Genomic DNA, 15979 nt, shown 5'->3' on the forward strand with positions numbered 1-15979 from the left:
GGGCTACAGAAATAAAAGCGTAGCCCGGACGGGACGCGGCGCGAGCCGGGGGAAGGTGGAGAGCTAGCCGAGCACCGAGGTGCCCAGGCGGCAGGTGCAGCAGCGCCGTCCGCGTTCGTCGAAGACGGCAATTTCCCAGCTTTGCCCCTGGCGGCCGAGGTGCAGAGGACGGCACTCGCCGCGAACCTTCCCGCTGGAAACCGCCCGATGGTGGGTGGCGTTCAGCTCGGTACCGACCACGCACTGGCCCTCTTCGGTCATCAGCCAGCCGGCCATCGAACCCAGCGTCTCCGCCAGCGCCGCCGACGCGCCGCCGTGCAGCAGGCCAAAGGGCTGATGGGTGCGGGCATCGACCGGCATTTCTGCCTCCAGCAGGCCCTCTTCCAGCCGGGTATAGACAATGCCGAGATGGGCCACCATCGTATTCGCGCTGGTGGCGTTAAGCGCCTCCAGCGTCAGCTGACGTTTCCAGGCCATCTATGCCCCCAGCGTCGAGCCGCCGTCAACCACGATATCCTGCAGCGTGATATGGCTGGCGTGATGAGAGGCGAGGAACAAAATGGTGCTGGCAATCTCCTGCGGGCGGGCGATTTTACCCAGCGGAATGCCGAGCTTGAACTGCTCGCCAAAACCGCGAATGCGCTGCTGCTCGGCGTCATCGCTGACCCACAGCGTGCGCTGCATATCGGTGTCGGTCGAGCCCGGCGAAACGAGGTTGCAGCGCACTCCGCTGCCCGCCAGCTCAAGCCCGACGGTCAGCGCCAGGCTCTTCAGCGCCGCTTTCGACGCGCCGTAGGCGCTCATGCCGAGGCGCGGCGTATGCGCGGCGTCGGAGGCCACGGTGACGATCGCCCCGCCCCGCTGGCGGCGGAACTGGGCCATCGTCTGCTGGAAAAGGTTAAACGCGCCGCCGACGTTAACGGCGAAGGTCTGCTGCCACTCTTCAACGCTCAGCGCATCGGTGGCGCCCATGCGTAAAATGCCCGCCGCGTTGACCAGCACGTCCAGGCGCTCGATGCCGCCCAGCAGACGCTGGCACACCTCGGCCACCTGCGGCGCGTCGGCCACGTCCAGCGTCTCGGTGGCGAACGGATAGCTTTCGCCCGCGAACGCGAGGTCAAAACCGGTGACCTGCGCCCCGGCCTCGACGAAGGCCAGGGCGGTGGCGTAGCCGATGCCCTTACCCGCCCCGGTCACCCATACGGTCTGACCCTGAAAATCGAGCGCGGCCACTATTTCACCTCGCGGGAGAGCAGCGCCCACCAGGCATCAATCGACGGATTTTTCGCCAGCATCACGAAGTCGATATCACCGTGCACTTTGCGCCAGCGCGCGGCCAGCGCCATCATGCGCACCGAATCCAGGCCGTAGTCGATGAGGTTTTCATCATCCATCGGCTCGTCGGACTCGTCGAGCAGCGGCAGCACCAGCGCGCGCAGCGCCGCCTTTGACGCCGGCAGCGGCAGCAGCTCTTCGGTCATCACCACCCGACCGCAGCGTCCGGCAACGTATTTCAGCGCCATCAGATGCTCTTCGCGGCTAAAGTCCGCCAGCGCGTCGGCAACGAAGAACGGCTTGATGTCGCGCATAAAGGCGTCGGTCGCGGTCGTCATGCAGCCGATATGGGCATAGACGCCGGTGACGATCAGCTGGTCGCGCCCGGCCTCTTTCAGCATCTCTTCCAGCGGCGAACGGTGGAACGCGCTATAGCGCCACTTCACCAGCACGGTGTCGTTTTCGTCCGGCGCCAGGGCGGCAATCACCCGCTGCTGCTCCGGCGAGCGGGTCAGGCCCGGTCCCCACATATCGTTCAGCAGGGCGCGGTCTTCATCGCTCTGCTCCTTCGGCTGCGCGGTGTAGAACACCGGAATATCGTGCTGCTTGCAGAAATCGCGCAGCGCGGCGATGTTGGCAACCACTTTCGCCATCATCGCGCTATCTTCACCCCAGAAGTTGAGGAAATACTCCTGCATATCGTGGATAAGCAGCGCCGCGCGGGACGGCTCAAAGGCCCAGCTCACTTTGTTCGCCGGGATATCGCTGGCTTCCGGCAGCGCGTAAGCCCGTAATTGAGGAATGGCCATTGTGTCTTCTCCTTCAGCCCAGCTTGCGTTCAGCCAGCCACTGACGTAATTGTTTTTTATCGACTTTGCCCACCGGCGTCAGCGGCAGCGCGTCCACGCACTCCACCCGATCCGGCAGCTTAAATTCGGCCACGCCCTGCTCGCGCAGGAAGCGGCGTACCGCGACCGCGCGCAGCGGCTCTTTGACCACCAGGTACGCGCAGCTTTTCTCGCCCAGCAGGCTATCCTCCATGCTCACCAGCGCGGCATGGATCGTCGCCGGGTGGCGCAGCAGCAGGTTTTCAATCTCTTCCGCGGCGATCTTCTCCCCGCCGCGGTTGATCTGATCTTTCTCGCGCCCCTGCACGGTGATATAGCCGTCTTCGTCGATCGAGATAAGATCCCCCGAGCAGTAGAAGCCGTCGGCGTCAAACGCCTCCAGGTTGTGCTGCGGGCTTTTATAGTAGCCGCGGAAGGTATAGGGCCCGCGGGTCATCAGGCGGCCGACTTCGCCGCGCGGCAGCGGGTTGCCTTCGGCATCGGCAACCCACACTTCGTCGTCGGGGCTCATCGGGCAGCCCTGGGTATTGATAATGCGCTGCGGGCTATCGTTGAGGCGGGTGTAGTTCACCAGCCCTTCCGCCATGCCGAAGACCTGCTGCAGCTGGCAGCCAATCTCCGCCGGAATGCGCGCGGCGAGCGTCGCCGACAGGCGCGCGCCGCCAACCTGCAGCAGCCGCAGCGACCGCAGCTGCGCGTTGCCGCCCCATTCGTGGATCGCCTGCAGCCACAGGCTGACCGCCGGCGGCACCAGCGAGGCGACGTTTATCTGATGCTTTTCAATCAGCGGGAAGCAGAGCGTGGCGCTCGGGTCGGCGGCAAGGATCACCCGGCCTCCGGCCAGAAACACTCCCAGCGATCCCGGCGAGCTCATCGCATAGTTATGCGCAGCGGGCAGCGCGTTGAGATAGCGCGTCTCGGCGCTAATCGCGCAAATTTCGTTGCTGCGGCGAATGCTGTATGCGTAATCGTTGTGGGTGCGCGGGATAAGCTTAGGCGTGCCGGTGCTGCCGCCGGAGAGCTGGAAAAACGCCACCTCGTCGGCAGGCGTTGGGTTGGCGATAAAGCCCTCAGCGGGCTGGGCGATCACCGCGGCCAGGTCATACTCGCCGCTATCGCCGCGCAGCAGCGCCACCCGCACCGACGGATGCTGCTCGATAAAGCCGTTGAGGAAGCTATCGTCGGCAAACAGCGCGTGCTGACGATCGGCCACCAGCAGCGCCGGTTCAATCTGCGTCGCGTAGGCGTTGAGCTCGCTGCGCTGATGGCTGAACAGCGCGTTGACCGGCGCCACGCCGATGCGCAGCAGCGCAAAGAAGGTGATGTAGAACTCGGCGACGTTGCCCAGCTGCACCAGCGCGGTTTCGCCGCGCTTGAGCCCCATCCCCTGCAGGGAGCTGGCAAGGTTATCCACCAACCGGTTGAACTGGCGATAGCTGTACTGAACGTCGCCGTCGATAATCGCCACGGCATCGCTTGCCGCGTGACGGGTAATCAGCTCGGTTAACGGCAGATCCTGCCAGTAGCCCTTTTCACGGTAGCGGGCGGCAAAGCTCTCCGGCCAGCGGTTAAATGCAATCATCATCGCCTCTTAATACAAGCCGAACACGTTCAGCATAGTGGTCAGTTTGACGCCGGTTTCGCGCCACTCTCCCAGCGGGGAGGAGGCCGGAACGATCCCCGCGCCGGCAAACAGGCGCAGCGTGTTCTGCTGCAGGCGGGCGCAGCGAATGGTCACCACCCACTCGCCGTTGCCTTCGTCATCACACCAGCCAACGATGCCGCCGAACAGCTGGCGATCGAACGGCTCCAGCTCGCGGATCAGGCGCGTGGCGGCCTGGTGCGGGAAGCCGCTGAGGGCCGGCGTCGGATGCAGCAGGCAGGCCAGCGACATGGCGTTCTCCCCGGCCGCGGCGGTCCCGGCGATGGGCGTCGCCAGATGCCATAAGGTTGGGGTGGTGATCAGCTGCGGAGAGTCCGGCAGCGACAGCTCGCGGCAGCGCGGCGCAAGCACCGCCTTCATCGCCTGGGTCACCAGCTCGTGCTCGTGGCGATCTTTGCCGGACGCCAGCAGCTTGTTGCCCGCTTCACGATCCAGCACGTCGTCCGGCTGACGCCGGGCCGAGCCCGCCAGCGGCAGAGAGCTAAAGCTATCGCCCTCTTTACGCAGCAGCAGCTCCGGGCTGGCGCCGAGCAGAACGCCGCCGTCCGAGAGCGGCACGTGGAAGTTAAAGCTGGCGGGGTTTTGCGCGATCAGGCGCTCCAGCAGCACACCGCTGTCCACGCGATCGCGGGTGGTGATATCGATCAGCCGCGACAGCACGACCTTATCGACTTCCGCCGTGGCGGTCAGCGCGCTCGCGCGCTCGACCATCGCCATAAATGCGTCCTGCTCGGGGATCTCCTGGCGGGCCACCACGTCCATTGCCGCCTGGCCCGACGCGTAGCGCGCGGAGCGCTGCTTGCCGGTGCGGGAGAAGGTTTCCCAGCGCTCGGGAATAAACAGTTCGGACGGCTGGCGGGTATCGAAGGGGATCGCGCCGACCATCACCGGCTTGCGGATCCCGGCGGCTTTCGCCTCCTGGAACGCGGCGGCCATTTTTTGCTGGAATTCACCGGACAGCGCATCGCCGCCGGCGGCGGAATGAGAGAAGCGCCTGAAACAGCCTGAAGTGCTAAAACTGCGGTACGGCGACATAAAGAAGAAGCTTTCTGGTGCCAGGGTCATTTTTTGTTCCCGTACATCCTCGGCCATTGACGTTTCCATATCATCCTCCAAAAACGATAAAGATATTACGAATAATTATCATTTATATTTTGGTTGGCTAACCTAAAAGGTATTGCTCTACATGTCAACCGTATAAACAGCATGTTGTGCTACTTAGGCTTGCATCCCTGCGGCACAAAGTTGAAAATGAGACGCATTTATCTCAACTCAATCAGGACGCAAATTCGTGAATTTCTCCACTTTGTGCCGCCGTACCCTGCTGGCCTGCGGGCTGGCGTATTTAGGAATTACCTCAGCGTTCGCCGCCGACTGGCCGCGTCAGATAACCGACAGCCGCGGCGCGCATACCCTCGAACAGCGGCCGCTGCGCATTGTTTCCACCAGCGTCACCCTCACCGGCTCGCTGCTGGCGATTGATGCCCCGGTGGTAGCCAGCGGGGCCACCACGCCGAATAACCGCGTGGCCGATGGCCAGGGATTCCTGCGCCAGTGGAGCAGCGTGGCCCGCGAGCGTAAGCTGGCGCGGCTCTATATCGGTGAGCCGAGCGCCGAGGCCGTGGCCGCACAGATGCCGGACCTGATCCTGATTAGCGCCACCGGCGGCGATTCCGCGCTGGCGCTCTACGATCAGCTTTCTACTATTGCGCCGACCCTTATCATTAACTACGACGATAAGAGCTGGCAGGCGCTGCTCACCCAGCTCGGAGAGATTACCGGCCAGGAGAAGCAGGCCGCGGTGCGCATTGCCGAATTTGATAAGCAGCTGGCGGCGCTGAAGCAGCAGATGAAACTGCCGCCGCAGCCGGTTAGCGCACTGGTTTATACCGCCGCAGCCCATAGCGCCAATCTGTGGACCCCGGAGTCGGCCCAGGGCCAGATGCTCGAACAGCTGGGCTTTACGCTGGCTACCCTTCCCGGCGGGCTGCACGCCAGCCAGAGTCAGGGTAAACGCCACGATATCATCCAGCTGGGCGGAGAGAACTTAGCCGCCGGCCTCAACGGCCAAAGCCTGTTCCTGTTCGCCGGCGACGAGAAGGACGCTCAGGCAATTTACGCCAATCCGCTGCTCGCCCACCTGCCTGCGGTCGAAGCCAAACGCGTCTATCCGCTGGGCATCGAAACCTTCCGTCTTGACTACTACAGCGCCATGCTGGTGCTGCAGCGCCTCGCAGCCTTCTTCGGTTAAATCCTCTTCCCGGCCGGCGCCATGCCCGGCCGGGAATCCAATCAACTTTCGCTCACCGTCTCCGGGCGCTGAAAGCGGCGTAGTTCGCTCAGCAGCCCAATCAACATTGCACCAACGATAACCAGCGCCCAGCCGCTGACGCTTGCCGACGCGACCGGAGTCATCATCACGCCGAGGCCGCCCAGCAGCGCGGCGCCAACGGCATCGCCGGTGACGTTCTGCGCGGTCCACAGGCCGTTGATGCGCCCAAGCATCGCTTCCGGCGTCTGAGTTTGAATCAGGGTGTACTGCAGCAGCGAACTGATGGCGCTCAGCCAGCCAAACAGCGCCAGGCACAGCGCGCCCAGCTGCCACAGCGGCATCAGGCTAAACAGGGCGATGGCGACAAAGGAGCCGACGGTGGTGGTCAGCATCACCGCGCCAGGCCTGGCGGTTTGCGCCAGCTGGCCGCTGGTGAGCGCCCCGAGCGCTGCGCCCAGCGGGATCGCGGCGTACAGCAGGCCGATTTGCGAGGCCGACATCTGCCAGCCTTCGGCCAGCGCCGGATAGAGCACGCGCACCGCGCTCGCCATCGTCAGCAGGCCGCCGAGCAGCGCAATACCGCCAATCAGCGGGCTATTAAAGAGGAATTTAAGCCCCGCCAGCAGCGACTTCAGCGGATGCTCGCGCGGCTGAGGCGGCGGCGGGAGCTGCGGTAAACGCAGCAGGGTTAAAGTGGTGATAAAGGTTCCGGCCGCCGCCAGGCCGTAGTTCCAGGCTACGCCGCCGGTCGCCAGCAGCAGGCCGCCGATCATCGGCGAAATCACCGAGCCCAGGCGCACCGTCAGCATGGTAATCGCCCCGGCCTGCATCAGATTTTCCCGGCCAACCAGCGCGGGGGTTGCCGCCAGCAGCGCCGTGACGCCCAGCGAGGCGAAGAAGCCGTCCCAGACGCCCAGCAGGTAGATAGCCGCCAGCGAAGGCTCGGGCAGCATGGCGTTGAGGCACAGGCCGACAAAACCGATCCCGCAGGTGCCGCGCGCCAGCAGGATCAGGCGCTTACGCTCGTAGCGATCCGCCAGCACGCCCCCCACCATCAGGCCGATAAACATCGAGCCGCCGGTCAGGGTGACCGAGAGCCCCACCTGTAGGGTGGAGTGGGTCATCATCTGGATTTGTACCGGGATCGCAACGCCCAGCAGGCCAAGCGAGAGGATAGAGATAAAGCGGGCGATAAAGACGGCGCGAAACGCCGGATGCGTTTTCAGCAGGCTCAGGTTCAGCAGCCGGGATTGTCGGTTCATTACAACACCTTGTTATTATTTTCCATCGATACTCGTTATACGTCGGGCGACAGATGCGCTGGCGGCAGACGGCCGATCCCGGCCTCGCGATAGCGGCGCGTCGGCCGCCGGGTGCACGCTGACACGAGGCCGGGCGCTGACCGCTCGGGCACGCACGCCCTGCCGTCGCGATGCATCCCGAATGATTTGCGTATACCATTCTTAGGGGCCGCCATGCTAACATAACTGAATAGAATCGATAACGATAATTACTATCATTATCATGTCAGGGATGTGAACTATGTCGTTTTCTACGACCAGGGTGCGCGCCGTCGCCGTGCCGGGTCTGCTGCTGGTCTTAGCCGTTGCGATTGCGCTCAGCCTGCTCGTTGGCGCCAAACCTCTGCCACTCAACGTCGTTGTGGATGCCTTTACCGGCACCTGTCAGAGCGCTGACTGCACCATCGTGCTCGATGCCCGTCTGCCGCGTACCCTTGCCGGACTGCTTGCCGGCGCCGCGCTGGGGCTGGCGGGGGCGCTGATGCAAACCCTCACCCGCAACCCGCTGGCCGACCCCGGTATCCTGGGCGTCAACTCCGGCGCCAGCTTCGCGATCGTGCTGGGCGCCGCGCTGTTCGGCATTCATTCACCGCAGGAGCAGCTGCTGATGGCCTTTTGCGGCGCCTTTGCCGCCTCGCTGCTGGTGGCCTTCACCGGCAGCCAGGGCGGAGGCCAGCTTAGCCCGGTGCGCCTGACGCTGGCCGGCGTCGCCCTGGCGGCGGTGCTTGAAGGGCTCTCTAACGGCATTGCGCTGCTTAACCCCGACGTATACGACCAGCTGCGCTTCTGGCAGGCCGGCTCGCTGGATATCCGCACCCTGCAAACGCTAAAAATCGTCCTGCTCCCGGTGCTGATCGCCGGCGCGGTGACGCTGCTGCTCAGCCGGGCGCTGAACAGCCTGAGCCTCGGCAGCGACACCGCCACCGCGCTCGGCAGCCGGGTGGCGCGCACGCAGTTTATCGGCCTGCTGGCAATCACCGTCCTTTGCGGCAGCGCTACGGCGGTGGTCGGGCCCATCGCCTTTATCGGCCTGATGATGCCGCACATGGCGCGCTGGCTGGTAGGCGCCGACCACCGCTGGTCGCTGCCGGTCACGCTGCTGGCCACCCCGGCGCTGCTGCTGTTCGCCGATGTCCTTGGCCGTCTGCTGGTGCCCGGAGAGCTGCGGGTCTCGGTGGTCAGCGCCTTTATCGGCGCCCCGGTGCTGATCTGGCTGGTGCGTCGCCAGCCGCGCGGAGGTGCAATGTGACCGCCCCTTCCCGTCGTTTGCTGCTCAGCTGTTTTATCCTGATTGTCGCCAGCGTGGTCGTCTCCCTCTGGGGGCTCGGCAGCGGCCTGGTGCCGCTGCGGGTGGAGCAGGTTATCTCCGCGCTGCTGGGCGATGCGCCGCGTAATATCACCATGGTGGTCACCGAATGGCGGCTGCCGCGGGTGCTGATGGCGCTGCTGATCGGCGCGGCGCTGGGCGTTAGCGGCGCGATTTTTCAGTCGCTGATGCGCAACCCGCTGGGCAGCCCGGACGTGATGGGCTTCAACACCGGCGCGTGGAGCGGCGTGCTGGTGGCGATGGTGCTCTTTGGGCAGAACCTGACGGCCATCGCGCTGGCGGCGATGGTTGGCGGCGTGCTGACCGCCCTGCTGGTCTGGCTGCTGGCCTGGCGTAACGGGATTGAAACCTTCCGGCTGATTATTATCGGTATCGGCATCCGCGCGATGCTGGTGGCGTTCAATACCTGGCTGCTGCTGCGCGCGTCGCTGGAGACCGCGCTCTCCGCCGGGCTGTGGAACGCCGGTTCGCTCAACGGGCTGACGTGGGGCAAAACCTGGCCGTCGGCGCCGCTTATTGTGCTGATGCTGGCGTGCAGCGTGCTGCTGGTACGGCGCATGCGCCTGCTGGAAATGGGTGACGATACCGCCTGCGCGCTGGGCGTGCGGGTCGAGCGCTCTCGCCTGCTGCTGATGCTGGTGGGGGTGGTGCTCACCGCCGCCGCCACCGCGCTGGCGGGTCCAATCTCCTTTATTGCGCTGGTAGCCCCGCATATCGCCCGCCGCCTCAGCGGCACCGCGCGCTGGGGTCTGACCCAGTCGGCGCTGTGCGGCGCGCTGCTGCTGGCGCTGGCCGACTACAGCGCCCAGCGCCTGTTTATGCCCTATCAGCTGCCGGTGGGGGTCGTCACCGTCAGCCTCGGCGGAATCTATCTCATCGCACTGTTAATTCAGGAGTCCCGCAAAAAATGACCGCTGTAACCCCCCGTTTGCGCGGCGACCAGTTGACCCTGGCATATGGCAAAAAGATCATCGCCGAATCGCTGAACGTGACCATTCCCGACGGCCACTTCACCGCCATCATTGGCCCCAACGGCTGCGGAAAATCGACGCTGCTGCGCACCCTCAGCCGCCTGATGACCCCGGCCAGCGGCCATGTTTACCTCGACGGCGAGCAGATCCAGCGCTACGCCAGCAAGGACGTCGCCAGACGCATCGGCCTGCTGGCGCAAAACGCCACCACCCCGGGCGATATTACCGTCCAGGAGCTGGTCGCCCGCGGCCGCTATCCGCATCAGCCGATGTTCACCCGCTGGCGGAAAGAGGACGATGAGGCGGTCAATCAGGCGATGCGCGCCACCGGCATCACCGACCTTGCGCAGCAGAGCGTTGACACGCTCTCCGGCGGCCAGCGCCAGCGCGCGTGGATTGCGATGGTGCTGGCGCAGGAAACCGCCATCATGCTGCTCGACGAACCGACGACCTGGCTGGATATCAGCCATCAGATCGATCTCCTCGAGCTGCTGAGCGAGCTAAATCGCGAGAAGGGTTATACCCTGGCGGCGGTGCTGCACGACCTCAACCAGGCCTGCCGCTACGCCACCCATCTGATTGCCCTGCGCGACGGCAAAATTATCGCCGAAGGGGCGCCGAAAGAGATCGTGACCGCCGAGCTTATCGAGCGGATTTACGGCCTGCGCTGTACCATCATCGACGACCCGGTCGCCCACACGCCGCTGGTGGTACCGCTGGGCCGCCGCTAGCCGCTGGTACTCCCCCGGCTGAAGCATAAAAAAACCCCGGTTCGCGCGACGCTGACCGGGGCTACAGAGCGATGTGCAGAGGTCGTCCGGAAACCTCCGGACGACGCGCGACCTATCCCAGAATCTCCCGCACCACCGGACCTATCGACTCAAAAGCCTGTGGAGAGATAATCTCCACGTGCGCGCACGCCTGGCTGAAGACCTCCAGTTCGCCAACCCACGGTCCCCACAGCGCCTGCGGGTCCATCCCCGGCTGGCGCGTTTTTTCCGCCACGAACAGGGTCGCCTTGCCGTCGAACTTCGCGCTGTGCGCGGTGGTCAGCAGGCGCACCGCGTCGGCGTAGTTGCCCTCGATGGTGCTAAAGAGCTCGCCGGACGGCTGCCCCTGCTGCGCGGCAAGGAACGCTTCCCGCTCGCGGTCAATTTCCGCCAGCACCTGCGGGTCGAGGCCGTTGGCCTCTTTTTCCGCCCAGTTTTGCGACTCCGGCGGCCAGGTATCCAGCAGCCCGAGGAACGCTACCGCTTCACCGCGCTGGCGCAGGCGCGCGGCAATTCCCTGCGCCAGGGTGCCGCCGAGGGAGTAACCGAACAGGTAATACGGCCCGTGCGGCTGCTGCGCCAGTAACGTCTGCAGATGGGACTCGCAGACCTCATCGAGGCTGGCGGCGCTCGCCATCGGCCCCTGCGGGCGCGGCGACTGAATGCCGGTAATTGACCAGCGCGGGTCGAGGTAGCGCGCCAGCACGCTGAACTGCCAGGCAAAGCCGGAGGCCGGATGGAAGCAGAACAGCGTCGGGCCGTCGCTTTTACGCAGGGGTAAAAGCGCATCAAAACCCAGGCGCTGCGCCTGCTCGTCGCTGAGATCGGACGCCAGCAGCGCGCTCAGCTGGCCGACCGTCGAGGCGACCATCACCTGTCCCGGCGTCACCTGACGCGCAAACCGGCGGCTCAGCTGCGCCGCCAGGCGCATCGCCAGCAGCGAGTGGCCGCCAAGCGCAAAGAAATCGGCTTCGATATCGTTCACGTCGCAGCCCAGCAGCTGGCTGAACGCCTCGGCGACTGCACGCTCGCTCTCCGACTCCGGCGGCCGGCCGCGGCGTTCCTGGCTCAGCGTTGGCAGCGGGAGCGCTTTACGATCCAGCTTGCCGTTAGCGCTCAGCGGCAGCGCCGGCAGCTGGATCAGCACCACCGGCACCATGTGCGGCGGCAGCTGTTCGCCGAGGCGCGCCTTCAGCGCCGCGGTATCGAGCGGCAGCCCGGATTCGGAGACCAGGTAGCCGACCAGCTGGCGCGCATCGCCGCCGGTCGCCGCCGCCTGATTAAAGACGCAGGCGTGGGTGACCGCCTGGGCCACGTCCGGCAGCGCCGCCATGACGCGGTCTATTTCGCCGAGCTCAATGCGCTGGCCGCGAATTTTCAGCTGATCGTCGCTGCGCCCCAGATACTCCACAGCCCCGCTGTCGAGCCAGCGCGCCACGTCGCCGGTGCGGTACATGCGCTCGCCTGGGCTAAACGGGTCGGCAATAAAGCGGCTGGCGGTGAGGTCCGGTCGGCCGAGATAGCCCTGCGCCAGCTGGATGCCGGTGAGGTACAAATCCCCCGCCACGCCGGGCGGCACCGGGCGCATAGTGGCGTCAAGAATACGTAATCCGGTGTTCCACACCGGCCAGCCGATCGGCACGCTGCTGCCGGTCACCGCCGCCAGCTCCGCGCCGCAGGCCGGATACCAGCTGACGTCAACCGCCGCTTCGGTCGGGCCGTAGAGGTTGTGCAGCGCCACGCCGGTTAGCGCTTCCCACTCGCGGCACAGCCCGGTCGGCAGCGCTTCGCCGCTGCAGAAGACCCGCCGCAGCGTGCGGCAGGCGGCGACGTTTTCCGCGTCGAGCGAGGCGACGAACGCCGCCAGCATCGACGGCACAAAGTGGGTGGTGGTCACGCCGTAGCGGGCGAAGAAGCGCTGCATCGCCAGCGGATCGCGATGCGCTTCGGGCTCCGCCATCACCAGCCGGGCGCCGGCGATAAACGGCCACCAGAACTCCCACACCGAGACGTCAAAGCTGCACGGCGTTTTCTGCGCCACCACGTCATCGGCGCCGAGCGGATAGTGATTTTGCATCCACAGCAGGCGGTTGACGATCGCGGTCTGCCCCACCATCACCCCTTTCGGGCGGCCGGTGGAACCGGAGGTAAAGATGATATAGGCGGTATGCTCCGGTGCGGAGAGCGCCAGCGGCGCGTCATCCCCCGCCACCAGCGGCTGCTGGTAGCACAGGCTGGCAAGCCCGGGGATATCGCTAAAGCGCGCCAGCTGATCGTCAGAGGTCAGCAGCAGCGTCGGGCGCGCGTCTTCGAGCATCATGCGCAGGCGATCGTCAGGATAGCCGGTATCGAGCGGCAGCCAGGCGGCGCCCGCTTCAACGATGGCGTGCAGCGCCAGGGTGAGGAACACCGAGCGCGGCAGCGCCACCGCCACGCTATCGCCGGGCTTAACCCCGCGCGCGCGCAGCACCTCGGCCAGCGCCACCACCTGCTGGCGCATTTCGCGGTAGCTGAACTGCCAGCGGGCGTCCGCCAGCGCGGGAGCGTCCGGGGTCTTCCGCGCCTGTTCCGCCACCAGCGCGCTCAGCGTGGTGGCGGGCAGCGCAATGCCGGTATTATTGATTTCCGCCAGCCGCTGCGTTTCCCGCGCGGACAGCATGTTCGCTTCGCCGCAGCGCAGCGTCGGGTCGGCGGCAAACTGCGCCAGCAGCGCGGAGAGGCGCTCAACGTGCGCGCGCAGCGTGGCCTCATCGTAGCGCTGCTTATTGGCCAGCACTTCCAGCGACAGGCCGCCGGCTTCGTCCGGGAACAGCGCCAGCTCAAGGTCGTTAACCGGGCCGGTCGCCAGGGTGTGCGTTACCGCCTGCACGCCGTCGATATCGATGAGGTAATCGAAAACTTTGATATTTAATACCGGGCCAAACAGCGGCTCATCGCCGGCGGCCTTGCCGCTATCGCGGACGATTTGCTCGGCATCATAGCGCTGGTGGCGGCGCATTTTTTTCAGCTGTCCGGCGAGGCGCAGCGCCAGCTCGGCCAGCGTTTCCTCGGCATCGATAGCGATCGCCAGCGGCAGGACGTTAAGCACCGGCCCGGTCGCGGTCAGCGCCGCCGATCCCATGCGGCGCATAAAGATAAAGCCGGCGGCGTAGTCCATCCGCCCGCAGAGACGCCCCAGCCACAGCGCGGTCAGCGCCAGCGCCAGGTCGGCGCGCTGGCACTGCGGGGCGCTGGCGGCAAGGCGGCTGAACGTCGCGGCGTCAGCGTCAAGCTTCAGGCGCCAGATCTCCGTGCCGGTTGCCCGTCCCGCCAGCGGCGCGTCGGAGAGCGAAACCGGCGCCGGCAGCGTCCTGCGCTGCTCCTGCCAGAACTGCTTGTCCCGCTGCCAGCCGTCGCTGCCGTAGTAGCGCTGATACTCTTCCACCACCTCGGCGAACGGCGTAAACGGCGAATCCGGCGTCGCCTCTCCGCGCTGCCAGGCACGGTAAATAGCGGCGATCTGGCGGGTAATGGCAGGGAAACTAAAGCCATCGACGAGTAAATGATGATAGCGCTGATACCAGTACCAGCGATTATCCGCCGTGCGCAGTAGCCGGTGACAGACCAGCGGATTACCGCTATCGACGCGCAAATTCTGTTCAAGGTCGGCCCGCATAATGGCCAGCGCGGCCGCGTGCGGATCGTCCGCCTCGCGCAGATCATCGTGCTGCGGTTCGTCGAAGCGACGGGCCTCATCGACCCACTGCCAGGCTTCGCCGTTGTCTTCGCAAAAGCGCAGGCTTAGCGTGTCGGCCTGGGCCAGGCCGGCGACGATCGCCCGGCCGAGCAGCGCCGGATCGAGGCTGCCGCTGAGCTCAACGTAGTGAGCGACGCTCCAGGCGCCGGGCAGCGTTGACAGCCGCTCCGCCATCCAGATCCCCGGCTGCGCTGCAACCAGCGGTAAACGAGTGGTCATCATCGGCTCCTTAGGACGCGTAGTGCGCGGGGGTGAGGGTTGACCAGTTCGCCGCCAGCCAGGCATTGCACGCTTCCAGCGACTGCGGCGGACACTCTACCGTCCAGCCCTCCGGCAGCGCGCAGTGATGGGGCCACAGGCTGTACTGCTGCAGCTCGTTACGCAGAATGTAAAACTGCCCTTGCGGATTATCGAAGGGGTTACTGAATTGCATTTCAAACTCCTGTTAATACTCGCTATCCTGCTGGCCGCATCCGCAGCCCTCGCGCACGATCAATGATTCGGTTCTGCCGGGCGTCCCGATGGGACGGATTCCGCGGATTGCCACAGCTGAATCAGTCCCGCCGTCAGCCCGCCGCGCCAGCACAGCGCATCGTGCCCGCCGTCAACCTGGCGCCAGAAAACCGACCGTTTTGGCGGCGGCAGCTGGGCTAAAAGCGCCTGATTGGCGCGGAAAATAAGGGGTTCCCGCTCGCCGGCTTCGAGCCAGATTCGCAGCCCGTCGGCGCGCAGTTCCCCCGCTTTCAGGCCTTCAATCAGCGCGCCATCCTGCGCGCCGCCGCGGTGCGGCCACCAGTAGGAGCCGGACTGGCTGAGCACGCAGCCAAAACGCTGCGGCCAGTTCAGGGCGGCGAACATTGCCGCCAGGCCGCCAAAGCTCTGCCCGGCCACGACGGTACGCTCGGCCCGGTCGCTAAAGTCCGCGATTTGGCGCACCTGCGGCAGGAGCTCCTCCTGTACCGCCAGCCAAAAATCGCGGTTGCACGGCAGCTCGCGGCTGCGGTGCGCGTTATCGATAGCGTCGATCAGCAGATACACCGCCGCCGGCAGCCGGCCCTCGCGGGTCAGTCCGGCCAGCGGCGACCATACCGGCATGCTCTCGGCCCAGAACTGGCCGTCCAGCAGCACCGCCAGCGGGCGCTCTTTTGCCGCGCCGTCGCCGGTGGCATAAACCCATACCCGACGGCTGTTGCCAAGCCGCGCGCTGCGCCACTGAATGCAGACCGGCGGGGCATAGCGTTCATCACGCAGCGCCCAGCCGGGCTGCTCCGGCGCCTGAGGCAGCTCCAGCGCCGAGACCGCGTGGCCGCGCCCGCCCTTCCAGCTTTGCACATTGAGCGGATCGGCTACCGCGCGCGGCAGCAGGCGTCGCCAGCCCTCGCGCAGCAAAGTGCGGTCCGGCGCGTCGCCGTTAAAAATCTCGGGAGAAAAATCGTCATCGCGTTCGGAGGGGATAAAACAGTAGCTGCCGCGCCAGGTCGGCGAGAGCGTGGTCTGCCATTGCCAGGCATCGGTGCCCGGGACGCGCCGTAGGGTTTGCGGGACGGCATTTTTGTGGTGGTCGGTGACGCCGGTGATATAGATCCACACCCGCCGCGTCGCCGAGGTGGCCTCGCTGCCCGCCGGGTCCCGCCACCAGAACGTCACCCGGTACGCATCGCCAGACGCCTCCGACTGCGGGCCGCTCAGGCTCTGCCACCAGTCATCGCTTCCTGTTTTCAACATTAAATAACCCTATGTTTATCGTGATATTTATCAATAAACGTAATATTTTGTTGATAATATTATTGATAACTATTTGCATTTGCAATAGCGT

The 15979-nt window shown here is 65.3% G+C and carries 13 protein-coding genes; 4 read left to right on the top strand and 9 right to left on the bottom strand.

Annotation, left to right across the window (positions count from 1 at the left end; genetic code table 11):
* Positions 1–63 precede the first annotated feature (63 nt).
* From entH to entC, 5 genes are read right to left on the bottom strand one after another with little or no spacing between them, the layout of a single operon-like run.
* Entirely contained in the window at positions 64–477 is a 414-nt protein-coding gene (gene entH / locus RTE01_RS06685; RefSeq protein WP_041144532.1) for a proofreading thioesterase EntH, read from the bottom strand.
* On the bottom strand, positions 478–1233 hold the full coding sequence (gene entA / locus RTE01_RS06690; protein ID WP_134525397.1) for a 2,3-dihydro-2,3-dihydroxybenzoate dehydrogenase EntA: 756 nt from the start codon (positions 1231–1233) through the stop codon (positions 478–480). It abuts the gene before it with no gap.
* Entirely contained in the window at positions 1233–2084 is an 852-nt protein-coding gene (locus RTE01_RS06695; protein WP_141334842.1) for an isochorismatase, read from the bottom strand. The genes entA and RTE01_RS06695 overlap by 1 nt, the downstream gene beginning before the upstream one ends.
* Before the next feature lie 13 nt (positions 2085–2097).
* Complete coding sequence (gene entE / locus RTE01_RS06700) at positions 2098–3705, bottom strand: (2,3-dihydroxybenzoyl)adenylate synthase EntE (RefSeq protein WP_134528420.1); 1608 nt, start codon at positions 3703–3705, stop codon at positions 2098–2100.
* A gap of 9 nt (positions 3706–3714) precedes the next feature.
* Entirely contained in the window at positions 3715–4890 is a 1176-nt protein-coding gene (gene entC, locus RTE01_RS06705; protein WP_141334844.1) for an isochorismate synthase EntC, read from the bottom strand.
* A 187-nt stretch (positions 4891–5077) separates the two neighbouring features.
* On the opposite strand from entC, the gene fepB reads away from it, so the two are divergent.
* Positions 5078–6037 (top strand): Fe2+-enterobactin ABC transporter substrate-binding protein, encoded by a 960-nt coding sequence (fepB, locus tag RTE01_RS06710; protein ID WP_134525396.1) that lies wholly within the window; start codon positions 5078–5080, stop codon positions 6035–6037.
* Positions 6038–6078: 41 nt separating this feature from the next.
* Here the strand turns inward: fepB and entS are convergent, their stop codons facing one another.
* Positions 6079–7320 carry an enterobactin transporter EntS gene (gene entS, locus RTE01_RS06715; protein WP_141334846.1) on the bottom strand — a complete coding sequence of 414 codons (1242 nt, stop codon included), beginning with the start codon at positions 7318–7320 and terminating at the stop codon, positions 6079–6081.
* 280 nt (positions 7321–7600) lie between these two features.
* Between entS and fepD the strand changes: the two genes are divergently transcribed.
* Genes fepD through fepC form a run of 3 tightly spaced genes read left to right on the top strand, consistent with a single transcriptional unit; the run spans position 7601 to position 10388 of the window.
* A complete protein-coding gene (gene fepD / locus RTE01_RS06720; RefSeq protein WP_041144526.1) occupies positions 7601–8608 on the top strand; it encodes a Fe(3+)-siderophore ABC transporter permease in 1008 nt (335 codons plus the stop codon).
* Positions 8605–9597, top strand: coding sequence for an iron-enterobactin ABC transporter permease (fepG, locus tag RTE01_RS06725; RefSeq protein WP_041144525.1), 993 nt, complete (start codon positions 8605–8607; stop codon positions 9595–9597). Before fepD ends, fepG begins: the two co-directional genes overlap by 4 nt.
* Positions 9594–10388, top strand: coding sequence for an iron-enterobactin ABC transporter ATP-binding protein (gene fepC, locus RTE01_RS06730; protein WP_041144524.1), 795 nt, complete (start codon positions 9594–9596; stop codon positions 10386–10388). Before fepG ends, fepC begins: the two co-directional genes overlap by 4 nt.
* Positions 10389–10500: 112 nt before the next feature.
* On the opposite strand, the gene entF is transcribed toward fepC, so the two are convergent.
* The 3 genes from entF to fes are packed head-to-tail and all read right to left on the bottom strand — an operon-like array spanning position 10501 to position 15888.
* Complete coding sequence (gene entF, locus RTE01_RS06735; protein ID WP_134528417.1) at positions 10501–14382, bottom strand: enterobactin non-ribosomal peptide synthetase EntF; 3882 nt, start codon at positions 14380–14382, stop codon at positions 10501–10503.
* A gap of 10 nt (positions 14383–14392) precedes the next feature.
* Positions 14393–14596, bottom strand: coding sequence for an MbtH family protein (locus RTE01_RS06740; protein WP_041144522.1), 204 nt, complete (start codon positions 14594–14596; stop codon positions 14393–14395).
* Positions 14597–14655: 59 nt separating this feature from the next.
* The gene (gene fes / locus RTE01_RS06745) at positions 14656–15888 is read right to left on the bottom strand and encodes an enterochelin esterase (protein WP_123551074.1); all 1233 of its coding nucleotides are present in this window, start codon (positions 15886–15888) and stop codon (positions 14656–14658) included.
* Positions 15889–15979: the final 91 nt, after the last annotated feature.

Source organism: Klebsiella terrigena, assembly GCF_006539725.1.
Lineage (GTDB): Bacteria > Pseudomonadota > Gammaproteobacteria > Enterobacterales > Enterobacteriaceae > Klebsiella > Klebsiella terrigena.